Below are 21910 nucleotides of genomic sequence, written 5' to 3'. Positions count from 1 at the left end.
GTTGCCCTCACGTGGCCGTTACTGGGAATTTGCCGTGCCTTCATGTTGTCTTAAGTAATTCCCTTGAGATTGTAATCTCCCTGTTCCATGATACTGCGATGCGAAGAATTTCGGGTCGTGCTTCATGACGATCGATGCAGATCGCCTCAGCCATGAACATGTTTCTTCGCTGCCGGCTGGCTTTACGGCTGTTAGACTTTCATTCTTGTTTGTCCCGCGAGTGCGTACTTGCGGTCGATCTGATTTAGGGATGCCGCATGAATTCGGAGTTTGCCGTTCGCCCGATGCGACCCGGTGAGTTGGAGCTAGTGCTTGAATGGGCACGTCAGGAGGGCTGGAATCCCGGCCTCGACGATTCCAATGCCTTCCACGATGCGGACCCATCCGGTTTTTTCGTTGGCGTGTTGGGGGAGGTGCCGGTCGCCTCGATTTCCGTCGTCAAATATGGCGAGGATTTTGCGTTCCTCGGGCTTTATATCGTTCATCCGGATTTTCGGGGCAGGGGCTACGGCAAAGCCATCTGGAATACCGGCATGGCGTCTGCGGAAGGCCGCAGCATCGGCCTGGACGGTGTCCCAGCGCAGCAAGACAATTACCGCAAGGCCGGTTTCGAAGAGGCCTATCGGACGGTTCGCTACGGTGGCGTGATATCAGCCGTGCCGGAATCGACATTGGTCGCGCAAGCCGTCTCAGGCAAGCTTGACGGATTGCTGCGCTATGACGCGACGATCTTTCCGGCTCCGCGGCCGGCGTTTGTGGCGTCGTGGTGTGCAACGCGCAAGGACCGGCACTCGGCTGTGGTGCGCAAGAGTGGCAAGATCCGTGGGTACGGGACGATCCGCCGTTGTTATGAAGGCTACAAGATCGGCCCGCTGTTTGCAGCCGACAAGGATAGCGCCGCAGCCTTGCTTTCGGCCCTCACGCCGCATGCCAAGGGAGCGAAGGTCTTCATCGATATTCCGACCAGCAATGGGGAGGCGGTTGAGCTTGCCGAGAGCATGGGCTTGGCGCCTGTCTTCGAAACCGCCCGGATGTATCGGGGAACAGCGCCAAACGTTGCGCTCAAGAACGTCTTCGGCGTAACGACGCTGGAGCTCGGCTAATCCATAGGCGAAGCAGGCGCCGTCGAGGCAGCTCGCTCAGGGCGGCCTTTTTCGGCAATGGCGATGCCGCCCAATGCAAGCGCAAGCGCAATCAAGTGAAAGGCCTGCAGCTGCTCGCCAAGCAGGGCGACCGACAACAGCGTGCCAAAGACCGGAACGAGGTTGATGAAGAGCCCGGCGCGATTTGCGCCGATCGCCTCAACCCCCTTGATGTAAAGGATCTGTGCGAGCAGGGAGGCGAAGATCGCGGTGTAGAAGGCGATCAGCCAGCCTTTGCTGTCAGGCAGCCGAACGGCGCCCTGGCTGCCCTCCCAAATGAGAAGCGGCACGGCGGTCAGCGTCGCGCCGAGCGCGGGGATGGCCATCAATGTGCGCCAGTCGAGCGGCGGCTTCCAGCGAAGAAAAATCGTATAGACCGAGTAGGCGGCGACAGCAATCAGCATGAGGCCGTCGCCGCGATTGAGGTCAAGCCGCAGCAGGGTCGTCAGGTCGCCATGCGCGGCGGTCAATGCGACGCCCCCGAGTGTCATGGCGAAGCCGACGACCTGCGCAGTAGAGACGCCTGTGCGGAAGAAGACGAAATTCAGCAGGAAGATCAGCATCGGAATGCCGGCCTGCTCGATCGCGACGTTGATCACGGTCGTATACTTGACGGCCGAGTAAAGCATGGCGTTGAAGAGCGTGTACCCGATGACGCCGTAAAAGAAGAGCAGCGGCAAATTCCTGCGGACAATCGGCCAGTCGCGCTTCAATTGCGGTAACGAAACGGCGGCAATCAGTGCTGTTGCAAGGAACCAGCGCAGAAACGTCAGCATCATCGGGCTGACGTGCCCAAGCGCGAGCTTGCCCGCCACCGCGTTTGCGCCCCAGCACAGCGCTGCGACGACGAGAGAAATATAAGCGGCGACCTGCACAGGCGATTCTTTCAGATGGCGGCGATGCGGTTCTCAACCTCAGGGTATGATCGGCCAATAGCCCGATGATGGCTGATTTGTCACGTAAAAAGCCGATTCCGGCGGCATAACAGGGTCGCTTTCCCGGTAACAAAGCATTATAGATGCGCGGGTTTGAGAAGGGTGCGGTTAAATCCGCCTTTAACAGGAAGACGTGAATGACGAACGTAGTCGTGGTCGGTTCGCAATGGGGTGACGAAGGCAAAGGCAAAATTGTCGATTGGCTTTCGGAACGTGCGGACATCGTTGTGCGCTATCAGGGCGGACACAATGCAGGCCATACGCTGGTCATCGATGGGACCAGCTACAAGCTGTCGCTCTTGCCATCCGGCGTCGTGCGTCCCGGCAAAATGGCTGTAATCGGCAACGGCGTCGTCGTCGATCCGCATGCGCTGATCGCCGAGATCGAGAAGCTGGAAAAGCAGGGCGTGAAGATTTCTCCCGAGAACCTGCGCATTGCCGACAACGCGACCCTTATTCTTTCGCTGCACCGCGAGCTCGATGCCTTCCGCGAAGATGCAGCGTCCAACAGCGGCACGAAGATCGGTACCACACGCCGCGGCATCGGTCCGGCCTATGAAGACAAGGTTGGCCGCCGTGCGATCCGCGTGATGGATCTCGCCGATCTCGATACGCTGCCGGGCAAGGTCGACCGCATCCTGACGCACCACAATGCACTGCGCCGCGGCCTTGGCGTCGCCGAGGTCAGCCACGACACGATCATGACCGAGCTGACGTCGATTGCCGACCGCGTGCTTCCCTACCGCGATACCGTTTGGCTTTTCCTCGACAAGGAACGCCGCAAGGGCGCCCGCATCCTCTTCGAAGGCGCGCAGGGCACCTTGCTCGACATCGACCATGGCACCTATCCGTTCGTGACGTCCTCGAACACCGTTGCCGGTCAGGCTGCGGCCGGCTCGGGCATGGGCCCGGGATCGCTCGGTTACATCCTCGGCATCACCAAGGCCTATACGACGCGCGTCGGCGAGGGGCCGTTCCCGACCGAGCTGCATGACGACATCGGCCAGTTCCTTGGCGAAAAGGGCCACGAATTCGGCACGGTTACCGGCCGCAAGCGTCGTTGCGGCTGGTTCGATGCGGCGCTGGTGCGCCAGTCGGTTGCAACGAACGGCATTACCGGGATCGCGCTGACGAAGCTTGATGTTCTCGACGGCCTGGACGAACTGAAGATCTGCGTCGGCTACAAGTTGGACGGCGAGCAGATCGATCATCTTCCGGCCAGCCAAGGCGCGCAGGCTCGCGTCGAACCGATCTATTTGACGCTTGAAGGCTGGAAGGAATCCACTGTCGGCGCGCGCAGCTGGGCCGACCTACCGGCCCAGGCGATCAAGTATGTCCGCCAGGTCGAAGAGTTGATCGGGGCGCCTGTCGCTCTCTTGTCTACAAGTCCCGAGCGTGACGACACGATACTTGTGACCGATCCGTTTGAGGATTAAGGTCGCGGGTCATTATTTGTGCGGTTCGCAGGGCGGACCGCACTCTTAGAGAAAGTTCGAATGGCGGATTTTATCGCAGTGATCCGGCGGGCGGTTGACGGCCTGTCTGAAAATACTCCCGAGATGCGGGTGAAAGTCTACGAGCGCGCTCGCGGTGCTGTTCAGCGGCAGCTCGAGAATATGAAACCGCGCCCGCCCGAAGCGATGCTGCAACGACAGCTTGAAAAGCTCGAAGCTGCAATCGGCGAAGTCGAAGCGGAGCATGCCGAGGCCGTTCCAGTCGACGATGCTGCGCTCGCGGCCGGGCCTGAGGTCGAGGCAAGCGCTGACGCCGGCAATGACCGGGAACGGCTTGCCAGCGAGGCCGCAGCTGAGGAACCGGCGCACGAGACGCCGGTCCACGAAGACCGTGTGGCAGCCGAAGGCTCTGCGCCTGCCGACGAAGAGCCGACCGAAGAGCCCGCTCCCTATCACGAAGAACCTGCCCCTTATCATGAGGAGCCTGTCGCTGCTGTGCCGGAACATGCCGAGCAGCAGGACGCACATTGGGCGCATGAAGAGCCGCCGGCTCCTGTCAGCGAAGCCGAGCCTGTCGAGCATGGGCATGCCGCTCATTCCGAAGAGGTTGTTCACGAGGATCACGACGGTCACGAGGAGCCCGTTGGCGCACCTGAGGAGCCCATTGTCGGACCGGCCGCGCCGCCCCACGAGGAACCGGCTCTGCAGCCGATTGCGCGCGACTACGATCTGACCAACCGCCTGGTCGAACCGGTCTTTGGGCTGGATCGTCCGCCGGAAGAATTCGTGGATCGCAGCCAGGAGGAGCCGCTCCACGCGGATGCCGCCGGACATTTCGATCCGGTATGGGCAGAGCCCGTCGAGGAAACGCCTGCACCGCCGGCTAAGGATGCGCAGACGGACTGGGCGCTCGAAGAACTCAGGCAGTTTTCCGAAGCAGCGCCAGTTGCTACCGCAAGTGAAGCGGCCCGCGCGTTCGAAGACGTCATTGCAGGCATCGACCACACGCCGGCCGGCGTGAAGATGCCCGCCGCGAACGAGGGCTTCTCCTGGGAGGCTGCAGCCTTCGACGACCTGCCACCGATCGAAAATGGCAAGAAGATCCCGATCACCGCCCATTTCGATGACGGCGATCTCTTCTCGGAAGTTCATGGGACGCCGACAGCAAAAGCTGCACCGGAAGCCAATCCAGCCTGGCAAGAGGCAAGGCCGCTTCGCGGATACGACAATCGTGGCGTCGTTGCCGAGGATGATGACGGCGTTCCTGCCGCCGATCTCGACAGCGCCGTTGCTGCCAAATTCCAGGGCAAAAACCTCCGTATGGAACCGAAGCGCCGCCGCTTCGGCATCGGCTCCATCGTGACGATCCTCGTTGCGCTGGGCGTGGTCGGCAGCGGCGGATATGCCGCCTGGACCAATCGGGATGCGTTGTCGTCAATGGTGAAGAACCTTGTCAGCGCCGCTCCTTCGCAGAGCGCGAAGAATGAGCAGACCCCTGCCAAGCCCGATACGGCAACGCCGCAGACCAGTGACGCAAAGCCGGCTGAAGCAAACAAGGAAGTTGCTTCCGTGAATGACGGCGCTTCCGTCAACAACAAGTTCAACCAGCGGCTTCTTGCCGATGGTACCGAGGTCGACAGCGGCCCCGCCTCCGTTCCGGGAACGCCGACGGCGGAAGGAAAGTCGGTAGCCGAGCAGAACGTTGCTTCGGCCGATACGACGCCGCCAGCGACCTCAGCGACGCAAGCAGCAAGCGCCCCGGCTGCCACCGCGCCAGCGGCGACGCCGCCGGCGGCCGGAGCAGCGACGCAGGCCGCGCCGCTCGGTTCCACCGAGAAGATGTTCCTTTACGAGGAGCGGATCGGCCAGAGCTCGCCGACCGCCATCCAGGGCTCGGTCGTCTGGACCCTCCAGCACGAGGCAGGCTCGGACGGCAGGCAGGAAGCGACCGTACAGGCGACCGTAACCGTTCCGGAACGCAATCTGTCGGCGCAGCTGACGTTCAAACGCAATTCCGATCCGTCCCTGCCGGCGAGCCACATCGTCGAGGTCGTCTTCTCGCTGCCGCCGAATTTCGAAGGCGGAGCCATCGAGAGTGTTCAGCGCATTTCCCTGAAGCGCACCGAGCAGGATCGTGGCGACGCGCTGATTGCCGTGCCGGCGAAGATCACCGACGATTTCCACATGATTGCGCTCAACGACTATCCGGATGCGCGCAAGGCGAACCTCGAACTTCTTGCAAGCCGCGACTGGATCGATATTCCGATCACCTATCGCAACGGCCGCCGCGCGCTTCTGACGATGCAGAAGGGCGCCACAGGTGGGGAGGCGTTCAACGCCGCGATCAAGGAATGGGCTGCTTTCGGCGACGTATCGACCAGCCAGTGATTGCCGATTGAGGGCAAAATAAAGGGCGGGACCATCTGGTCCCGCCCTTTTCATTTGCAGAGAATTTGTGCCTTAGGCCGTGGCTTCGACAACCCGAACGGCCTTTGCGCGTTCGAGCGCTTCCTTGCGCACGGCATCTTGGACCTTTTCGAAGGCGCGGACCTCGATCTGACGAACGCGTTCGCGGCTGATGTCGAACTCGGACGAGAGGTCTTCCAGCGTTACCGGCTCTTCCGCAAGGCGACGCGCCTCGAAGATGCGGCGCTCGCGGTCGTTCAGAACGCTCATCGCTTTCGCCAGCATACGGCGGCGCGTATCGAGTTCGTCCTGCTCGATCAAAACTTCTTCCTGGCTGTCATGGTCGTCGACGAGCCAATCCTGCCATTGGCCGGATTCGCCTTCCGAGGCCTTTATCGGTGCGTTCAGCGACGCGTCGCCCGACAGGCGACGGTTCATCGAAACGACCTCCTCCTCGGAGACGTTCAGCTTCGTGGCGATCTCAGCGACGTGCTCCGGCTTCAGATCGCCGTCATCAATGGCCTGGATACGGCCCTTGAGGCGACGCAGATTGAAGAAAAGCCGCTTCTGGTTGGCGGTCGTACCCATCTTCACCAAGGACCAAGAACGCAGGATGTATTCCTGGATCGAAGCCTTGATCCACCACATAGCATAGGTGGCAAGACGGAAACCGCGTTCCGGATCGAACTTCTTGACGGCCTGCATCAGGCCGACGTTCCCTTCGGAGACGACTTCGCCAATCGGCAGGCCATAGCCGCGGTAGCCCATGGCGATCTTCGCAACGAGGCGCAGGTGGCTGGTGACGAGTTTGTGTGCCGCTTCGCGATCGCCGTGTTCCGCATAGCGCTTCGCCAGCATATATTCCTGCTGCGGCTCCAGCATCGGGAACTTGCGGATCTCGTCGAGATAGCGATTGAGACCGGCTTCGCCGGCGGTAATGGACGGCAAGTTATTTCGGGCCATAAGAGCACCCTCCTATCTGAATTCCGGTTCCCAATGGAACGCGCCCCTGCGTCGAAAGGCGAACCGGGACGTGCGGCTCTATCCGAGCCCGCACTAAGTCAATGTACAGATAAGTATGGCTAAACAGGGGTTCAAGGCCACACGCCGCTTCACGAAGGCGTTACTCTGAGGAGGCGCGCAGGGCCGTTGCCAGCTCTTCCATGTCCTGCGGCAGCGGCACCTCGAAGTGCATGACTTCGCCTGTGCGGGGATGCTCGAATTGCAGCATGTAGGCGTGGAGCGCCTGCCTTGCGAAGGCATTTACCGTCTTCCTGGCGGTATCTGGAAGGAGGTTTGCCTTTGTCTTGAAACCCGCTCCGTAGACGGTGTCGCCAAGCAGTGGGTGGCCGATGTGCGCCATGTGCACGCGGATCTGATGAGTGCGGCCGGTTTCAAGGTGGCACTCGACAAGAGAGGCGAGCGATGTCGCGTCGGGGTTCTCGTGGAAGCGCTCGAGTACTTCGTAGTGCGTGATCGCCTCGTCGGCATCCTGCGTCTCGGGTCGTTTGACGGCTCGGCGCGTACGGTCGCCGACGGCGCGGCCCAGCGGGGCATTGATCGTTCCGTTAAGCGAGCGAGGACGGCCCCAGACGATCGCCTGATACGCGCGCTGCAGCGGCATGGTCCGCCCGTGATCGGCGAATTGCAGTGACAGATGACGATGAGAGATGTCGTTCTTGGCGACGACCATTACGCCCGTGGTGTCCTTATCCAGCCGATGGACGATGCCTGGACGGCGGACACCGCCGATGCCGGAAAGACTGTCCCCGCAATGATAGATCAGCGCGTTGACGAGCGTGCCGGTCCAATTGCCAGCCGCAGGGTGCACCACAAGGCCGGCCGGCTTGGAGATGACGATGATGTCATCGTCTTCGAACAGAATATCGAGCGCGATATCTTCGCCCTGAGGCGTCGGATCCTGCGGCTCGGGCAGCACGATCTCGAAGGTATCGCCCGGACGCACCTTTTTCTGCGGATCGGCCATGACTTTGCCGGCCACAGAAACCTGGCCTTCCTTGATCAGCGCCTTGACGCGGCTGCGCGAAAACTCTTCACCAAGCTGCCCGGTCATCCACGCGTCAAGACGGCCTTCGGCGTTCTCGTCGGCAGTCAGGACTTTTCTAATGCCGGATGCTTGTTTAAAGGGGTCGCTCAAGACGCTTCTTCTCCGAATTATTTTATAGAACGGAACGCCACATATGACGAATATCCAGCCAGAAGACGATCAGGACGAAAAGCCCCTGGATCCGGCGATGGAACGTGTCCGGCGCAAGATGATCCGCCTGCAGATCGTCTCAGGCATCATCATGTTCGTGAGCCTTATGGCTGTCTTCGGCGCCGTTGTCTACAAGACGATGCGGGCTCCCGCGAAGGAACCAACAGCCGCGACATCGGCGGGTGTGCCGTCGGATGCGCCTGTGTCTGTGACGGCCACGTTGCCGCCGGGCTTCGTCATTCAGTCGTCGTCGCTGTCAGGAGGCCAGATCATGTTCTTTGGGGCAACCGCCGACGGAATCATGAAGTCCCTCGTCGTCGATATCAAGTCAGGACGCATTGTCGCTGATGTGACGATTAACGGCGGCTAGGGCAATGGCTTCTCGCCTCGTTGCCATCGAGAGTGCGGACGATCCTCGTATCGCCGATTTTCGCGACATCCGCGAGCGCGATCTGACCGGCCGGCAGAACCGCTTCATCGCGGAGGGCACGGTCGTCCTTCGCATGCTGGTGGAGGCTAGCCAGGGTGGCGGCTTTGTGACCGAAAAGGTGCTGTTGCTCAGGAACCGTGTCGATGGTGTCGCTCCGATACTCGAGAGGCTACCGCACGACGTACCGGTGTATGTCGCGGAGGCGGAGGTGCTGGACCGGATCGTCGGGTTTCATCTCCATCGCGGCGTGTTGGCGCTTGGCAGGCGAGAGGTGGTCGAAACCGAGCTTATCGACCGGCTGCCCGAACGGTCGCTCGTCCTTGTCGGCTGCGGTATTTCCAACCATGACAATGCCGGGTCGATGTTCCGTAATGCGGCCGCCTTCAAGGCGGATGCCATCTTTCTTGATGAGACGTCGTGTGATCCGCTCTATCGCAAGGCATTGCGCGTCTCAGTCGGCTCGGTACTCCGTGTTCCCTACGAGCGGAAGGGAACTGGGCTCGACGTGCTGACACGGCTTGCGGCGAATGGATTTGCAATCTGGACGCTTTCGCCGCGTGGCGAGGCCGACATCCGAGCTATTCCCCCGACGGAGCGTATGGCGCTGGTTGTGGGCACAGAAGGCGAGGGCCTGCCTCCTGCTGTCCTGGAGCGCTTCCACAGCGCGCGTATCCCGCAATCGGCGGGATTGGACAGCCTCAATGTGGCGACGGCAACGGGCATTGCTCTCTTCGCCATGTCATCGGCCGCGAAACTGATTTGATGTCAGCCCGGCTCGGACAGGATCGTCGCGGCGCGTTGCGCGAGGTTGATGCGTTCGCCGTCCTGATTGTCGGGGGCATCGGGCAGAAGGTCGCGGATCGGCGAAGACGGGCCTTCGTTCATAGCGGTCAGCGCAACCATGCTTGCCGCAATGCCGGCGATCTCTTCGCGTATGGCACCATCGTGGCTGGCGTCGGATTTCGCTTTCAGAAGTTGCTTTGAGACGGCGGCGCTGCGCTTGCGCACCTCTTCGCTCAGGCGCGTTGCAATCGCTGCTGTCTCGAGTTCGGTTGCCATCGTTTCCCCGGTTGCCCGCTCCTGTGAAACCGCATCTGCAGCTACGGGCTGAAGACCAGCGTTGCGCAATGCACTATTTGCCTTGCGCAGTTCGGCGTTCGCCGCCTTGATCTGTTCCTTCAGCTTGGCAATTTCCTGCTGACGGCGTCCGAGAAGGGTGTCCTTGTCGGCAGCCGACGCGGCATCGCGACCTGCCTGGTCTTCGAGCCTGATGACGGCGTGCTCATGCTGGGCCAGTGTCTGCTCGGCATCCTTGGCGCGCTTCTGCAGCAGGCCAACGTCCTGGCTTAGATTGTCGCGCTCGACGCGGACTGCGTTCGCCTTGAATGTCATGCTCTCGATTTCGGTCTCGCGCGCTGCCAAATCGATCTTGAGATTGTCGGCTTGCTCCGCAAGCTTGTTGAGGCGCATGCGAAGGGCATCGAGTTCGCCTTCCTTGGCGGCGCTTGCCTGCTCGGCGATGTGAAGGCTCGTCTTCAGTTGGCTGATGTAGTTCTCGTCCTTGCGCAGGTGCGAGCGCTGTTCCGCAGCCTCGACACTCATATCGCTGATCTGGGCCTGCAGTCCGGCGATCTCGGCGGCAAACCGTCCTGCATCGAGTGCCAGCGAGTCATGCTTCAGTTGCAGCGCCAGCGACTTTTCGCGCTCGCGCACCAGATGCTGTGTCGTCTTGGCGTTCTCGGCGGCATAGAGGGCTCGAACCATATCCTTCTGCGCGCGCACTTCCTGCGGGCTGAGCGGCATGGTCGCGCGCATCCGGTTTTCCGTGTACCAGACGATGCGGCGGTGGACAGCAGGCGATACCAGGAAGACGAGGAACGCTGCTGTCAGAAAGCCCAATCCGAACAAGAGAGCATATTCGATCACGGCGCGGCCACGGCTTCCAAAAGTTGATTTGCGTCAGAACCATGATTAAGCGGACCTGACGCGTAGGGCAAGTGGCGGAAAGGTAACGGCGAGCGAGAGTTCGCTGGCGCAGATGGAAATCAGAAGGGATTCCAGGTCGGATCCGGCGTGACCTTGAGGTAGCCGACGTTCAATCCGAGGCGAGCGCCTACACCGGTGCGGATCGGTACGACAAGGACATTGTTGTTCTTGAGAAGCGTCATGCCGAAGCCGGCGATAACGAAGGCCTGACCGCTGACGCCGCCGAAGCGCGCGTAGATGGCGTCGGTCGAAGGCAGGTCGTACACCAGCATCATGACGCGTGTGCCCTGACCACCATAGTCGATCCCGAGCGAGGGACCTTGCCAGTAGAGCGGATGCTCGCCGGCATTCTTTGTATTCAACTGACCTTCGCCGTAAGTGAGGCCGGCGATGAAGGCGCCCGAGCCTTCCTGGCCGAGAACGTAACCATTCGGAAGGCCATATTTCTGAAAGGCCGCTTCGATCACCTTGGCCAGCCCACCACTCGTCGAGCCGAAGAACGAGTGTCCAGCGTCGACGATTTCCTGCATCGAATACTGGCCGCTGTTGGATTGCTGCGCCGATGCCTGTGTTGGAACAAGCATGAGAGGCGAAAGTGTCAGCGCAACGAAGAGCCTGCAGATGGCGGAAAATCTTCCGAGGAAATTGGAGCGCATGGTGTCATCCGTTCATCATGGTCGGTACGATGAGCCGTTTCCGGCGTTTCATTCATTTTGCGCGTATGGTCTTAACAATCGGTTTACCAAATATGGTGTCATTATGGCGCCGAGTACGGCGCAAACTTCGCGCAATTTTGATGACGCAAGATAGACGGCGGAATGAACGCCCCTGGAGACGATGATGTCGAAGAATCCAAACCTCACCCTGACCGGCCCCGACCTGGCCGCGCTTTTGTGCAGCCGCGTCTGCCACGACGTCATCTCGCCGGTCGGCGCAATCAACAATGGTCTGGAGCTTCTGGACGAAGGCGGCGCCGATGCCGATGCGATGGATCTTATCAGGACAAGCGCGCTCAACGCGTCTGTCCGTCTGAAGTTCGCCCGGCTTGCCTTCGGTGCTTCCGGTTCGGTCGGTGCCTCGATCGATACCGGTGAAGCCGAACGCGCGGCAAAGGATTTCGCGGCCGCCGAAAAGAAGACCGAGGTTACCTGGAGCGGCCCGCGCGCGATTATCGCCAAGAACCGCGTCAAGCTGCTGCTCAATCTCTTTCTCGTGGCCTATTCGTCGATCCCACGTGGCGGCATCCTTGAAATCACGCTGGAGAACCCCGAGCTCGACGCAAAATTCAAGATCGTCGCGAAGGGCAAGCTGATGCGCCTTCCGCCGAAATTCGTGGAGATTTCGACCGGGGAGATCGAGGAAGCCATCGATGCTCACACGATTCAGCCATATTATACGGTGCTGCTTGCCGATGAATGCGGCATGGAACTCGGCCACAGCGCGACCACCGAAGAACTGACCTTTACCGCTGACGTCGTCGCAGCTTGATGGAGGCCTCGACGGCGATTCGGCTCGCCGGGTAATAAATCCTTAGCCTAATGTTTCTATCTTTGGCGGTAATAGGCCAGCCGCGACAGAAGCTGGGGCAAGGAGCAGACATGCAGAGGTTTATGATCGCCGATTCATCTGACGTCGTTCGGAAGGTGGGGAAGCGCATCCTTTCCGAGCTTGATTTCATGGTCAGCGAAGCCTCGAGCGCTGCCGAAGCCGTCTCCAACTGCCAGGTTCAACTCCCCGAATACCTCATCGTCGATTCCGGTATGGACAGCGCGCTCGAGTTGATCTCGACCATTCGCGGCATGGAAGGCGGCAAGGCGGTCAAGATCTACTATTGCGTGGTCGAGGCCGATCTCAAGAAGCTGATGATGGGCAAGCGGGCAGGGGCCACCGATTTTCTGCTCAAGCCGTTCGACCGCAGATACTGACGGCCGTTTTCGGCAACCGCGCTATCGCGGCATAGTTGCCGGCATCCGTCAGCCGATCGAAGCCGCCTCTGGGCGGCTTTTTCCATATCGAAAACAGAGACAGAGATCCCGCCACAAAGGACGGGATTTTTTTAGTCTTGGCAAAGGGGATGAAACGTCAGGCGGTTTCGGCGTACTCGGCACCATCCGGCTCGCGCAGAACGTAGCCGCGGCCCCAGACGGTTTCGATGTAGTTCGCGCCGCCGGCAGCATTTGCCAGCTTCTTGCGCAGCTTGCAGATGAAGACGTCGATGATCTTCAGTTCCGGCTCGTCCATGCCGCCATAGAGGTGGTTCAGGAACATTTCCTTGGTGAGCGTGGTGCCCTTGCGGAGCGAAAGCAGCTCCAGCATCTGGTATTCCTTGCCCGTCAGGTGCACGCGCTGGCCACCAACTTCGACGGTCTTGGCGTCGAGGTTGACGATCAGTTCGCCGGTCATGATGACCGACTGGGCATGGCCCTTGGAACGACGGACAATTGCATGAATGCGCGCGACCAGTTCGTCCTTGTGGAACGGCTTGGTCATGTAGTCGTCGGCGCCGAAACCGAGACCGCGAACCTTGTCTTCAATACCGGCCATGCCGGACAGAATGAGGATCGGTGTCTTGACCTTGGACAGGCGCAGAGTGCGCAGCACTTCATATCCGGACATGTCGGGAAGGTTCAAATCGAGAAGGATGATGTCGTAATCATACAACTTCCCGAGATCCACGCCTTCTTCACCGAGATCGGTGGTGTAGACGTTAAAACTTTCTGATTTGAGCATCAATTCGATGCTCTGCGCTGTCGCGCTATCATCTTCGATGAGTAGTACCCGCATTCTTATCCCCTTTACCGCCGCCGAAAGGTGGTCTGGCCCCCTACGCGATACCGAATATGTCACTGCGTGATTTGGAAGCTGCCACGAAATGGTTAACAAATTCTGATTCACTCTGGCAAGAGGTAACGAATTTATTAAATATTTTGTCCATTCCGCTGTTTTCCAACGAAAATTCGCAAAGCCAGATTCTTAAGTTTTACATTAAGAACGGCCGGTAAGCGATTCATTCGACTCACCAATGAAACGGTATCGGAAATCGCGTAGTTGTGTTTACCGACCCTTAAATCATCGGCACTATCATTAACGATGCCCGTAAACGAAAGGTTACCAACGGTAGGTTTTTGTTAATACCGACGGAAATTTTTTGGCAGGCCGCGTCAAAACGGCCCGCAGGGGCGGTTTAAGTGGAGCAGGGGTCTCGCATCACTGGAGTAATGCGTATGAAGTCGCGTGAGAGCCTAGTTCGTCTGAAGGAGTTTCAGGTGAACGAAAAACGTCGCCAACTGCAGCAATTGCAGATGATGATGTCCGAATTTGATCGGATGACGAAGGATCTGGAGAGCCAGATCGTCGTCGAAGAAAAGAAGTCCGGCATTTCCGACCCGAATCACTTCGCCTATCCGACCTTCGCAAAGGCAGCACGCCAGCGCGCGGACAATCTTCAGGTCTCGATCAAGGAACTGAAGATGCAGGAAGAGTCGCTCGAACAAGCGCTCGAAGAGATGCAGGCGGAATACGCACGTGCAGCCGCGCTGGAAGAGCGCGACGGCGCAGTCCGGGCAAGAGCCTAAGGGCAGGAAACAGGCGCGGTTTGGCGCTTGGGCATCGCCTCGAAAAAAGCCATGCATGATGGGCTGTCGCGTCCGTCATACATGGCTTTTGGCGTTGCGCGGCTCTAGCCGTTGACGACGTCGTGCCACTCCTCGTGGCGTTGCGCCTGCGCCTTGAAGAACGGGCATAGCGGGAAGATCTTCCATCCCCCCTTGCGTGCTTCCTCGACCGCGTGCAGAGCAAGTGCCTGGCCAACGCCTTTGCCGCGTAGCGCATCGGGAACCCCGGTGTGGTCAATGATGACGAGCTTCGGCGAGGCGCGGGAGTAGGTCATTTCGGCCTCGTGGCCTTCCACCTTTGCAACGTAGCGGCCGCCGGAGGGATTTTCTTCGTTCTTGATGTCCATTGCCATTCCTCATCAACAGTATGCTGTTGATGGAAACTCGCATGTCATGCTGGCGACGCCAAGCCGGTCGGTGAGGACACTGTGTTCGATGGGCTGAGGGGAAATGTCCCCGGGTGCTGTTCCGGCGTCACCGATCGAGTTCCTGCCAAGTGGTCTATGGGGCACGGAACTCGCGGTGAAGCTTGTAGCAGCGGGTTGAAGCAGGCCATCTACTGGCTGCGTCAACGATTTCGGGCCGTCTGTCTATCCCCCTCAGGAAATGCAAGCGGCCCGAAACGTAGAATTCGTTGCCCAGGAAGGGCTTGTCAGTGGCGATACTGCTGGATGCGCGTGGTGCGTAAACCGGCAAGGCCGTGGCTGTTGATGGAAGACTGCCAGGACAGAAACTCTTCGACAGTCAGCGTGTAACGCTCGCAGGCTTCTTCCAAGCTCAACAGGCCACCACGGACCGCCGCTACAACCTCAGCTTTGCGGCGGATCACCCAGCGCCGTGTATTCGGCGGCGGCAGATCCGCAATCGTCAGCGGGCTGCCATCGGGGCCGATGACATATTTTACTCGGGGACGTATCATTTCGGTCATTGGACTCTCTACACAACTCAAGACCACGGCAGCCACTCTAGCTTGTCACATTTAAGAATTGCCTAAGCGCATCGTAACACTTTGATAAGAAATTTAGGCGTCGGCTTCCCAAGAAGCGATTTGCGCCCGCGTAGCCTTCCCCAACGTAAATTTGTGGTCAGCGCATAGGAGCCATGCGTAATGGTTGGTGGGCAATTGATAATCGCCAATTTATAAGCGCCGCAACATAGTTGTGAGCGCAAGAATTCGTCTCCGTTCTTATTGTAGTGTCCGGAATGACTAAGGCTTTTTGCTTCGTATCCTTTTGATACGGGGTCTTTTGCTTTTCCCAGACGCCGCGCGGCCACTTTCGGGTCGGCAAATGAAGAAACTGAGCCGGAGCTAGCCGCCGAGGGACAAGAGAATGAAGAGACAAGAACGCGTCGTCCGCGACGGCGCGGATGATGCTGTTTTCTCGCGGATCGCGTCTGGGCAGGACATGTCCGCGGAACGGCTCAATGATTGCGTGGCCGAGATGGCAAGGGAGACGGGACTCAACCACTACTTGCTGGCGGAATTTCCACGTGGAGATCGCAGCGGCTTCGCCAGCAACTGTCTTGCCTGCAACTGGCCACAAGAGCTCATCGATTTCTATGAGGAGGTTGATCTCTTCTATTGCTGTAAGCTGGTCTCAGCTCTCAAGAAGACAGCAATGCCGGTCCTCTGCGATAAGCCGTCGTTCGAGAGCACGGCGGCAAACCAGGAGAACCAGCGGCTTGCGGGCCTCTTCACAGTCCATGGGTTGAAGACCACGTTTGCGTTTGCACTGCATGATATGCACCTGCGGCAGTACATCTTCGCATTCTCGGGTGAGCGCGCGCGCCTCACGCGTGCGGAGGTGATGGAGCAGGTCTTTCGGGCGATGGAATTCCTGGAACTATTCGGGCAGCAGAACCCTGTGGAGAAACCTACCGAAAGCCTCGGCAGCCGGGAAATCGAATGCCTGCGCTGGTCGGCCGCGGGAAAGAGTAGCGAAGAGATCGCGATTATTCTTGACCTCTCCGCGCATACGGTTGTCGGTTACTTGAAGAGCGCAATGCGAAAGCTCGATTCCGTCAATCGCATGCAGGCAATTGCCCGCGCATTCCGCTACCGCCTCCTCTAGGCGCCCATCGACCTGATCGACAGCATCATTGCCGAACGTTCGGTCTTTGCGGCTGCGAACTCATACTGCGCGCTGCCCCTGATGCAGGAGCGCCAGCCAGTCTCCGTCATACGCCATTGGGAAGGCGGTATGGCGTGCCGCGGAGGCTGCAACGGGGCCGACGATGGATGTCAGTGTTGTGGCCCCATTTGCCTCGAGTACGGCCTCGTGCCCAGAAGAGGACAATGTGGTTGTCGTCAGCAGCAAGAGTTATAAGCCCGTCTCCGAAATAGGCAGGCGGTTGCCGGTGCCGGATGGAACAGTCGCGCCGAGAGAGAAGCCGCCCTGCCTGGGCCTGAGATGACAATAAGTCGGGCAGGGCGAGATTTTTTGTCTGGTCGGACACGGTTTGCAGCTCCAGGAATCGCCGGACTGGCGCCCGGCGCGTTTTCATTCACCGCGAATCCTAGATGCCCGCAGACGGAGCGTGAACGGCAAAGCGCACGTGTCGCTGACTTTGCGCGTTTTTTCGACGCGGCTATGCCCGCTCCAACGCGGATCTGGCACTGCCCCAAGAAATGAAGTTCGGGTTGGCGAAGTCGCTGTCATGCGCCTGTGACGTCTTGCCGTAGGTCAGCGGCAACCCGTCCAGCGTGACTGTCGAGCCGCCCGCGGCGCGCAGCACCGCATCGCCGGCGGCCGTATCCCACTCCATCGTGCGCGTGAAGCGCGGATAGACGTCGGCCAGGCCTTCAGCCAGCATGCAGAATTTCAACGAAGAGCCGATATTGGTGCATTGCGCGATCGCATTTGCCGCAAGAAAGACGTCTGTCTGGGGGCTGTTGTGAGATCTGCTTGCCAGCGCCGTCCGGTCGGCCGGTTGCGGGCGCACACGGATGACAGTCCGCTGGGTCACCTGAAAATGGTCATCGACAAGGAGCTTCTCGGCCTTGTCGTTTTCCCCGGCAAAGGCGACGCCAAGGGCAGGGGCATAGACGATTCCGGCGACAGGGCGCCCGTCGCTGATGTAGGCAATATTGACGGTAAATTCGGGCCGCTTGTCGATGAATTCCCGAGTACCGTCGAGCGGGTCCACAAGAAAGAAGGACCTGCCGATCACAGGCACGTTGCCGGCTGCCACCGATTCTTCAGCGATGATCGGCGTCTTGGGGAAGGCGGCTTCAAGCTGTGCGATGATGATGCGCTCGGCTCGCTCGTCGGCAATCGTGACCGGGCTGTTGTCTGCCTTCCTGGCCGACGGGCATCCCTCCCGGTAAACCTGCATGATGGCCTTGCCCGCTTCCAGAGCGGCGCGCTCAAATGTTTCGAGCATTGCTCGCCTTCCGGATGTCACGTGTTGCGCCGACGCAAAGCGCCTTACCTTATATAGGCAATTCTCGCGGCCATGGGAATCTTATCCCGCGCATGGTCTGCCGTTGAACACTTCCGGGAGAGACGTTCAGCTGCGGACATAGGCTGCAGCGTCTGGTCGTCGGGGGGTGGTTCTGGCTTAGCTGGGCCGTTTCCAGTCAAAAAGCGCTTTCTTAGGCTCAGTATGCTGAAAAAAGCGAATTCTTGAACGCAAAAAAGTCATTTTCACCAAAACGACAAAGAACTTTGGGGCTTTGCGATTTTGCACTTCCCTTTTGGTTTGAAAGCGGTATGAAATCCTTAATCAAGGGCTCATCAAAGGCTCTAATAACAAGAGATGCTGGCTGAACCGGCTTGCATCCAGGGGAAATGACATATGGAATATTTTGTCCAGCAGCTCGTTAATGGGCTGACTCTTGGATCCATCTATGGCCTTGTGGCTATTGGCTATACGATGGTTTACGGCATTATCGGCATGATCAACTTCGCTCACGGCGATATTTTCATGCTTGGCGGCTTTGCCGGCCTGATCGTTTTTCTCGTCCTCACGTCCATGTTCGCGGGCCTTCCGGTTGCGGTTTTGCTGCTGGCGATGCTGGTCGTTGCGATGCTGATGACGAGTTTGTGGAACTGGACGATCGAGCGCGTTGCCTATCGTCCGCTGCGCGGATCGTTCCGCCTGGCGCCCCTTATTACCGCGATCGGCATGTCGATCACGCTGTCGAACTTCATCCAGGTGACCCAGGGGCCGCGCAACAAGCCGATTCCGCCGCTGGTCAGCACTGTCTACAATGTCGCCGGTATCTCCGTTTCGCTGAAACAGATCATCATCATCATCATCACGGCTGTGCTGCTGACGTTGTTCTGGTATCTCGTCAATCATACGTCGCTCGGGCGCGCTCAGCGTGCAACTGAGCAGGATCGTAAGATGGCGGCGTTGCTGGGCGTCAATGTCGATCAGACGATTTCCGTTACCTTCATCATGGGTGCGGCGCTCGCTGCGGTCGCAGGCACGATGTATCTGATGTATTATGGCGTCGTGAACTTCAACGACGGCTTCGTACCGGGTGTGAAGGCGTTCACCGCGGCTGTTCTTGGCGGTATCGGCTCCTTGCCGGGCGCTGTTCTCGGTGGACTGATGATCGGTCTCATCGAGTCGCTGTGGTCGGCTTACTTCACCATCGCGTACAAGGATGTGGCGACATTCGCCATCCTCGCTTTCGTGCTGATCTTCAAGCCGACAGGTATCCTGGGTCGGCCGGAAGTCGAGAAGGTTTAACGTCATGGAAAATGCTGTACGTTCCGCTGACAAGTCCGCAAACGCCGGACTTGTTCAGAAGGGTATTAAAGAAGCTCTGTTCGCGGCTCTCATTTCATTCGGCATGTTCGTGCTCTACGTCGGCCTGAAGACCGACCAGAACATCTCCAACGAACTGATCATCGTCCAGCGCTGGGGCCTTCTTGCCATCTTCGTGGCGATTGCCGCCGTCGGCCGCTTCCTGACGGTCGTCTTTTTGAGGCCGCATCTCGATGCGCGCAAGTTGGCGAAGGCGCGCAGTGGCGAGCTGGATATCTCGACTGAAAAAGGCTTCTTCCACACGCACTTCCTGAAGATCGCCCTTGTCGCGCTACTGCTCTATCCCGTGTTCATCTACGCCGTCGCCGGTCCACAGGGCTCGCTGAAGTGGGTGGATAACTTTGGTATCCAGATCCTGATCTATGTGATGCTGGCCTGGGGGCTGAACATCGTCGTCGGTCTGGCTGGACTGCTCGATCTCGGCTACGTCGCCTTCTACGCGATCGGGGCGTATTCTTACGCGCTTCTTTCCAGCTATTTCGGCCTGTCGTTCTGGGTGCTCCTGCCTCTGTCCGGTATTCTGGCTGCGCTGTGGGGTGTCATTCTGGGCTTCCCGGTTCTGCGACTGCGTGGTGACTATCTGGCGATCGTAACGCTGGCCTTCGGTGAAATCATTCGCCTGGTGATCATCAACTGGACGGATCTCACCAAGGGAACGTTCGGTATCTCGGGCATTCCGAAGGCAACGCTTTTCGGTATTCCCTTCGATGCGAGCGCCGGCGGCTTCGCGAAGCTCTTTCACCTGCCGATTTCCTCGGCCTACTACAAGATCTTCCTTTTCTACCTGATCCTGGCCCTTTGCATGCTGACCGCCTATGTGACGATCCGCCTGCGCCGGATGCCGATCGGCCGCGCGTGGGAAGCCCTGCGCGAGGACGAAATCGCCTGCCGCTCGCTTGGCATCAACACGGTGACGACGAAGCTCACGGCCTTTGCGACGGGCGCCATGTTCGGCGGCTTCGCCGGCTCCTTCTTTGCCGCCCGCCAAGGCTTCGTTTCCCCGGAATCGTTCGTCTTCCTGGAATCGGCAGTTATCCTTGCCATCGTCGTTCTCGGCGGCATGGGCTCGCTGACGGGGATCGCGATCGCCGCAATCGTCATGGTCGGCGGCACGGAACTGCTGCGTGAGATGGCCTTCCTGAAAGCGATTTTCGGACCTGACTTCACGCCTGAGCTCTACCGCATGCTGTTGTTCGGTCTGGCGATGGTCGTCGTAATGCTGATCAAACCGCGCGGCTTCGTAGGGTCGCGTGAACCGACAGCCTTCCTCAAGGAGCGCAAGGCAGTTTCCGGCAGCTTTACCAAGGAGGGCCATGGTTGATGAGCCCTCAGGAAACAAACATGACCAGCGATACTTTGCTCAAGGTCGAGCACCTGTCGATGAAGTTCGGCGGCCTGATGGCGATCAACGACTTCTCATTTGAAGCCAAGCGTGGCGACATTACCGCATTGATCGGCCCGAACGGCGCCGGCAAGACGACGGTCTTCAATTGCATCACAGGTTTTTACAAGCCGACGATGGGGATGATCACGCTGAAGCAGAAGAGCGGCAAGGAGTTCCTGCTTGAACGCCTTCCGGATTTCCGGATCACCAAGGAGGCCAGGGTTGCCCGCACGTTCCAGAACATACGGCTGTTTTCCGGTCTGACGGTTCTCGAAAACCTGCTCGTCGCCCAGCACAACAAGCTGATGAAGGCGTCCGGGTATACAGTGATGGGCCTGGTGGGCATCGGGCCATATCGGGCTGAGGCGAAGAACGCCATTGAACTGGCGCGCCACTGGCTGGAGAAGGCCGATCTCATCGATCGTGCCGATGACCCCGCTGGTGATCTGCCCTACGGCGCACAGCGCCGGCTTGAGATCGCGCGCGCCATGTGCACCGAACCGGAGCTTCTGTGCCTCGATGAGCCCGCCGCTGGCCTCAATCCAAGAGAGTCGGCTGTGCTGAACGCGCTGCTGCGCAGCATTCGTGCTGACAGCGGCACGTCGATCTTGCTGATTGAGCACGACATGTCGGTGGTCATGGAAATTTCCGACCATGTCGTCGTGCTGGAATACGGCCAGAAGATTTCCGACGGCACGCCTGATGACGTGAAGCAGGACCCGCGGGTTATCGCAGCCTATCTCGGTGTCGAGGACGAGGAAGTGGAAGAAGTGATTGCAGCCGTAGAGAACCTCGAAGGAGGCTCGCACTGATGACTGGTCAGCCACTTCTAAACGTTCAGGGCGTTGAAACCTATTATGGCAACATCCGGGCCCTGGCCGGAATTGATGTCGAGGTCCATAGCGGCGAGATCGTCAGTCTGATCGGTGCCAACGGCGCCGGCAAGTCGACCCTGATGATGACAATTTGCGGAAGCCCACAGGCACGCACCGGCTCGGTGATCTTCGATGGCCAAGACATCACGCGTCTGCCGACGCACGAGATCGCACGGCTGCGCATCGCCCAGTCGCCGGAGGGGCGGCGCATTTTCCCGCGCATGACCGTCATGGAAAATCTCCAGATGGGCGCTGGCCTCGACAACCTGAAATATTTTAGCCAGGACGTTGAGAAAGTCTTCGCGATGTTCCCGCGCCTCAAGGAGCGCCAAGGCCAGCGCGGCGGCACGCTCTCGGGAGGCGAGCAGCAGATGCTCTCGATCGGTCGCGCGCTGATGGCGCGTCCGAAGCTGCTGCTTCTCGACGAGCCCTCGCTTGGTCTCGCGCCGCTGATCGTCAAGGGCATTTTCGAAGCGATCAAGAAGTTGAACAAGGAAGAAGGGCTAACCGTCTTCCTCGTGGAGCAGAACGCTTTTGCAGCCCTGCGCTTGTCGGACCGTGCCTATGTCATGGTCAACGGCAAGGTCACAATGAGCGGTTCCGGTATGGAGCTGCTTGCAAATCCGGAAGTGCGTGCCGCCTATCTCGAAGGCGGACGTCATTGAGCATGACGAAGGGGAGACTTTG

General features: G+C 59.2%; 21 protein-coding genes and 1 pseudogene. 13 read left to right on the top strand and 9 right to left on the bottom strand.

Annotated features, from left to right (window positions below; genetic code table 11):
• Window positions 1-257: 257 nt before the first annotated feature.
• Window positions 258-1103 carry a GNAT family N-acetyltransferase gene (locus tag WGT02_RS17140; RefSeq protein WP_024315650.1) on the top strand — a complete coding sequence of 282 codons (846 nt, stop codon included), beginning with the start codon at window positions 258-260 and terminating at the stop codon, window positions 1101-1103.
• Here WGT02_RS17140 and WGT02_RS17135 read toward each other — a convergent pair.
• Window positions 1100-2017, bottom strand: a complete 918-nt coding sequence (locus WGT02_RS17135) for a DMT family transporter (protein WP_208249843.1) — start codon at window positions 2015-2017, stop codon at window positions 1100-1102. The genes WGT02_RS17140 and WGT02_RS17135 overlap by 4 nt on opposite strands.
• A gap of 197 nt (window positions 2018-2214) precedes the next feature.
• On the opposite strand from WGT02_RS17135, the gene WGT02_RS17130 reads away from it, so the two are divergent.
• A complete protein-coding gene (locus tag WGT02_RS17130; protein ID WP_024315652.1) occupies window positions 2215-3513 on the top strand; it encodes an adenylosuccinate synthase in 1299 nt (432 codons plus the stop codon).
• A gap of 60 nt (window positions 3514-3573) precedes the next feature.
• Window positions 3574-5919 carry a hypothetical protein gene (locus WGT02_RS17125; protein ID WP_208249845.1) on the top strand — a complete coding sequence of 782 codons (2346 nt, stop codon included), beginning with the start codon at window positions 3574-3576 and terminating at the stop codon, window positions 5917-5919.
• Between the two features lie 72 nt (window positions 5920-5991).
• On the opposite strand, the gene rpoH is transcribed toward WGT02_RS17125, so the two are convergent.
• Together rpoH and WGT02_RS17115 are read right to left on the bottom strand one after the other, a co-directional pair.
• Complete coding sequence (rpoH, locus tag WGT02_RS17120) at window positions 5992-6900, bottom strand: RNA polymerase sigma factor RpoH (protein WP_024315654.1); 909 nt, start codon at window positions 6898-6900, stop codon at window positions 5992-5994.
• Window positions 6901-7060: 160 nt separating this feature from the next.
• A complete protein-coding gene (locus tag WGT02_RS17115; protein WP_024315655.1) occupies window positions 7061-8095 on the bottom strand; it encodes an RluA family pseudouridine synthase in 1035 nt (344 codons plus the stop codon).
• Window positions 8096-8138: 43 nt separating this feature from the next.
• Here WGT02_RS17115 and WGT02_RS17110 point away from each other — a divergent pair, with 43 nt between their 5' ends.
• Window positions 8139-8525, top strand: coding sequence for a hypothetical protein (locus WGT02_RS17110; RefSeq protein WP_208249847.1), 387 nt, complete (start codon window positions 8139-8141; stop codon window positions 8523-8525).
• A 4-nt stretch (window positions 8526-8529) separates the two neighbouring features.
• Complete coding sequence (locus WGT02_RS17105; protein ID WP_208249849.1) at window positions 8530-9348, top strand: RNA methyltransferase; 819 nt, start codon at window positions 8530-8532, stop codon at window positions 9346-9348.
• Window positions 9349-9350: 2 nt separating this feature from the next.
• Here WGT02_RS17105 and WGT02_RS17100 read toward each other — a convergent pair whose 3' ends face one another.
• Complete coding sequence (locus WGT02_RS17100) at window positions 9351-10511, bottom strand: hypothetical protein (RefSeq protein ID WP_208249851.1); 1161 nt, start codon at window positions 10509-10511, stop codon at window positions 9351-9353.
• A 119-nt stretch (window positions 10512-10630) separates the two neighbouring features.
• Entirely contained in the window at window positions 10631-11227 is a 597-nt protein-coding gene (locus WGT02_RS17095) for a DUF1134 domain-containing protein (protein WP_024315658.1), read from the bottom strand.
• A 184-nt stretch (window positions 11228-11411) separates the two neighbouring features.
• Between WGT02_RS17095 and chpT the strand changes: the two genes are divergently transcribed.
• Together chpT and WGT02_RS17085 are read left to right on the top strand one after the other, a co-directional pair.
• On the top strand, window positions 11412-12059 hold the full coding sequence (gene chpT / locus WGT02_RS17090) for a histidine phosphotransferase ChpT (protein ID WP_024315659.1): 648 nt from the start codon (window positions 11412-11414) through the stop codon (window positions 12057-12059).
• Between the two features lie 110 nt (window positions 12060-12169).
• Window positions 12170-12531, top strand: a pseudogene (locus tag WGT02_RS17085) (PleD family two-component system response regulator).
• A 122-nt stretch (window positions 12532-12653) separates the two neighbouring features.
• Here WGT02_RS17085 and ctrA read toward each other — a convergent pair.
• A complete protein-coding gene (gene ctrA, locus WGT02_RS17080) occupies window positions 12654-13355 on the bottom strand; it encodes a response regulator transcription factor CtrA (RefSeq protein WP_003542362.1) in 702 nt (233 codons plus the stop codon).
• A 440-nt stretch (window positions 13356-13795) separates the two neighbouring features.
• Between ctrA and WGT02_RS17075 the strand changes: the two genes are divergently transcribed.
• Window positions 13796-14146 carry a hypothetical protein gene (locus tag WGT02_RS17075; protein WP_024315661.1) on the top strand — a complete coding sequence of 117 codons (351 nt, stop codon included), beginning with the start codon at window positions 13796-13798 and terminating at the stop codon, window positions 14144-14146.
• Window positions 14147-14250: 104 nt separating this feature from the next.
• Here the strand turns inward: WGT02_RS17075 and WGT02_RS17070 are convergent, their stop codons facing one another.
• The gene (locus WGT02_RS17070; RefSeq protein ID WP_024315662.1) at window positions 14251-14532 is read right to left on the bottom strand and encodes a GNAT family N-acetyltransferase; all 282 of its coding nucleotides are present in this window, start codon (window positions 14530-14532) and stop codon (window positions 14251-14253) included.
• A 305-nt stretch (window positions 14533-14837) separates the two neighbouring features.
• The gene (locus WGT02_RS17065; RefSeq protein WP_007533628.1) at window positions 14838-15113 is read right to left on the bottom strand and encodes a DUF1153 domain-containing protein; all 276 of its coding nucleotides are present in this window, start codon (window positions 15111-15113) and stop codon (window positions 14838-14840) included.
• Window positions 15114-15516: 403 nt separating this feature from the next.
• Here WGT02_RS17065 and WGT02_RS17060 point away from each other — a divergent pair, with 403 nt between their 5' ends.
• Window positions 15517-16257, top strand: coding sequence for a helix-turn-helix transcriptional regulator (locus WGT02_RS17060; RefSeq protein WP_208249852.1), 741 nt, complete (start codon window positions 15517-15519; stop codon window positions 16255-16257).
• Window positions 16258-16774: 517 nt separating this feature from the next.
• Here the strand turns inward: WGT02_RS17060 and cysQ are convergent.
• The gene (gene cysQ, locus WGT02_RS17055; RefSeq protein ID WP_024315664.1) at window positions 16775-17569 is read right to left on the bottom strand and encodes a 3'(2'),5'-bisphosphate nucleotidase CysQ; all 795 of its coding nucleotides are present in this window, start codon (window positions 17567-17569) and stop codon (window positions 16775-16777) included.
• 414 nt (window positions 17570-17983) lie between these two features.
• Here cysQ and WGT02_RS17050 point away from each other — a divergent pair, with 414 nt between their 5' ends.
• The 4 genes from WGT02_RS17050 to WGT02_RS17035 are packed head-to-tail and all read left to right on the top strand — an operon-like array spanning window position 17984 to window position 21888.
• Window positions 17984-18886 (top strand): branched-chain amino acid ABC transporter permease, encoded by a 903-nt coding sequence (locus tag WGT02_RS17050; protein ID WP_208249853.1) that lies wholly within the window; start codon window positions 17984-17986, stop codon window positions 18884-18886.
• A 4-nt stretch (window positions 18887-18890) separates the two neighbouring features.
• Window positions 18891-20285 (top strand): high-affinity branched-chain amino acid ABC transporter permease LivM, encoded by a 1395-nt coding sequence (livM, locus tag WGT02_RS17045; RefSeq protein ID WP_024315666.1) that lies wholly within the window; start codon window positions 18891-18893, stop codon window positions 20283-20285.
• Complete coding sequence (locus WGT02_RS17040) at window positions 20285-21160, top strand: ABC transporter ATP-binding protein (protein ID WP_024315667.1); 876 nt, start codon at window positions 20285-20287, stop codon at window positions 21158-21160. Before livM ends, WGT02_RS17040 begins: the two co-directional genes overlap by 1 nt.
• Window positions 21160-21888: an ABC transporter ATP-binding protein gene (locus WGT02_RS17035; protein WP_024315668.1), complete on the top strand. Its 729-nt coding sequence runs from the start codon at window positions 21160-21162 to the stop codon at window positions 21886-21888. Before WGT02_RS17040 ends, WGT02_RS17035 begins: the two co-directional genes overlap by 1 nt.
• Window positions 21889-21910: the final 22 nt, after the last annotated feature.

It is taken from the genome of Rhizobium sp. T1470 (assembly GCF_042140505.1).
Taxonomy (GTDB): Bacteria; Pseudomonadota; Alphaproteobacteria; order Rhizobiales; family Rhizobiaceae; genus Rhizobium; species Rhizobium favelukesii.
Note: the sequence above shows the minus strand (reverse complement) of the source record. Positions and strands in the feature narration are given on the sequence as shown.

Excerpts from the sequence above, each read along its gene's own strand:
- WGT02_RS17140 (WP_024315650.1), top strand. The coding sequence starts at position 258 with ATGAATTCGGAGTTTGCCGTTCGCCCGATGCGACCCGGTGAGTTGGAG.
- WGT02_RS17130 (WP_024315652.1), top strand. The coding sequence starts at position 2,215 with ATGACGAACGTAGTCGTGGTCGGTTCGCAATGGGGTGACGAAGGCAAA.
- WGT02_RS17125 (WP_208249845.1), top strand. The coding sequence starts at position 3,574 with ATGGCGGATTTTATCGCAGTGATCCGGCGGGCGGTTGACGGCCTGTCT.
- rpoH (WP_024315654.1), bottom strand. The coding sequence starts at position 6,900 with ATGGCCCGAAATAACTTGCCGTCCATTACCGCCGGCGAAGCCGGTCTC.
- WGT02_RS17110 (WP_208249847.1), top strand. The coding sequence starts at position 8,139 with ATGACGAATATCCAGCCAGAAGACGATCAGGACGAAAAGCCCCTGGAT.
- WGT02_RS17105 (WP_208249849.1), top strand. The coding sequence starts at position 8,530 with ATGGCTTCTCGCCTCGTTGCCATCGAGAGTGCGGACGATCCTCGTATC.
- WGT02_RS17095 (WP_024315658.1), bottom strand. The coding sequence starts at position 11,227 with ATGCGCTCCAATTTCCTCGGAAGATTTTCCGCCATCTGCAGGCTCTTC.
- chpT (WP_024315659.1), top strand. The coding sequence starts at position 11,412 with ATGTCGAAGAATCCAAACCTCACCCTGACCGGCCCCGACCTGGCCGCG.
- ctrA (WP_003542362.1), bottom strand. The coding sequence starts at position 13,355 with ATGCGGGTACTACTCATCGAAGATGATAGCGCGACAGCGCAGAGCATC.
- WGT02_RS17075 (WP_024315661.1), top strand. The coding sequence starts at position 13,796 with ATGAAGTCGCGTGAGAGCCTAGTTCGTCTGAAGGAGTTTCAGGTGAAC.
- WGT02_RS17070 (WP_024315662.1), bottom strand. The coding sequence starts at position 14,532 with ATGGACATCAAGAACGAAGAAAATCCCTCCGGCGGCCGCTACGTTGCA.
- WGT02_RS17065 (WP_007533628.1), bottom strand. The coding sequence starts at position 15,113 with ATGACCGAAATGATACGTCCCCGAGTAAAATATGTCATCGGCCCCGAT.
- WGT02_RS17060 (WP_208249852.1), top strand. The coding sequence starts at position 15,517 with ATGAAGAGACAAGAACGCGTCGTCCGCGACGGCGCGGATGATGCTGTT.
- cysQ (WP_024315664.1), bottom strand. The coding sequence starts at position 17,569 with ATGCTCGAAACATTTGAGCGCGCCGCTCTGGAAGCGGGCAAGGCCATC.
- WGT02_RS17050 (WP_208249853.1), top strand. The coding sequence starts at position 17,984 with ATGGAATATTTTGTCCAGCAGCTCGTTAATGGGCTGACTCTTGGATCC.
- livM (WP_024315666.1), top strand. The coding sequence starts at position 18,891 with ATGGAAAATGCTGTACGTTCCGCTGACAAGTCCGCAAACGCCGGACTT.
- WGT02_RS17040 (WP_024315667.1), top strand. The coding sequence starts at position 20,285 with ATGAGCCCTCAGGAAACAAACATGACCAGCGATACTTTGCTCAAGGTC.
- WGT02_RS17035 (WP_024315668.1), top strand. The coding sequence starts at position 21,160 with ATGACTGGTCAGCCACTTCTAAACGTTCAGGGCGTTGAAACCTATTAT.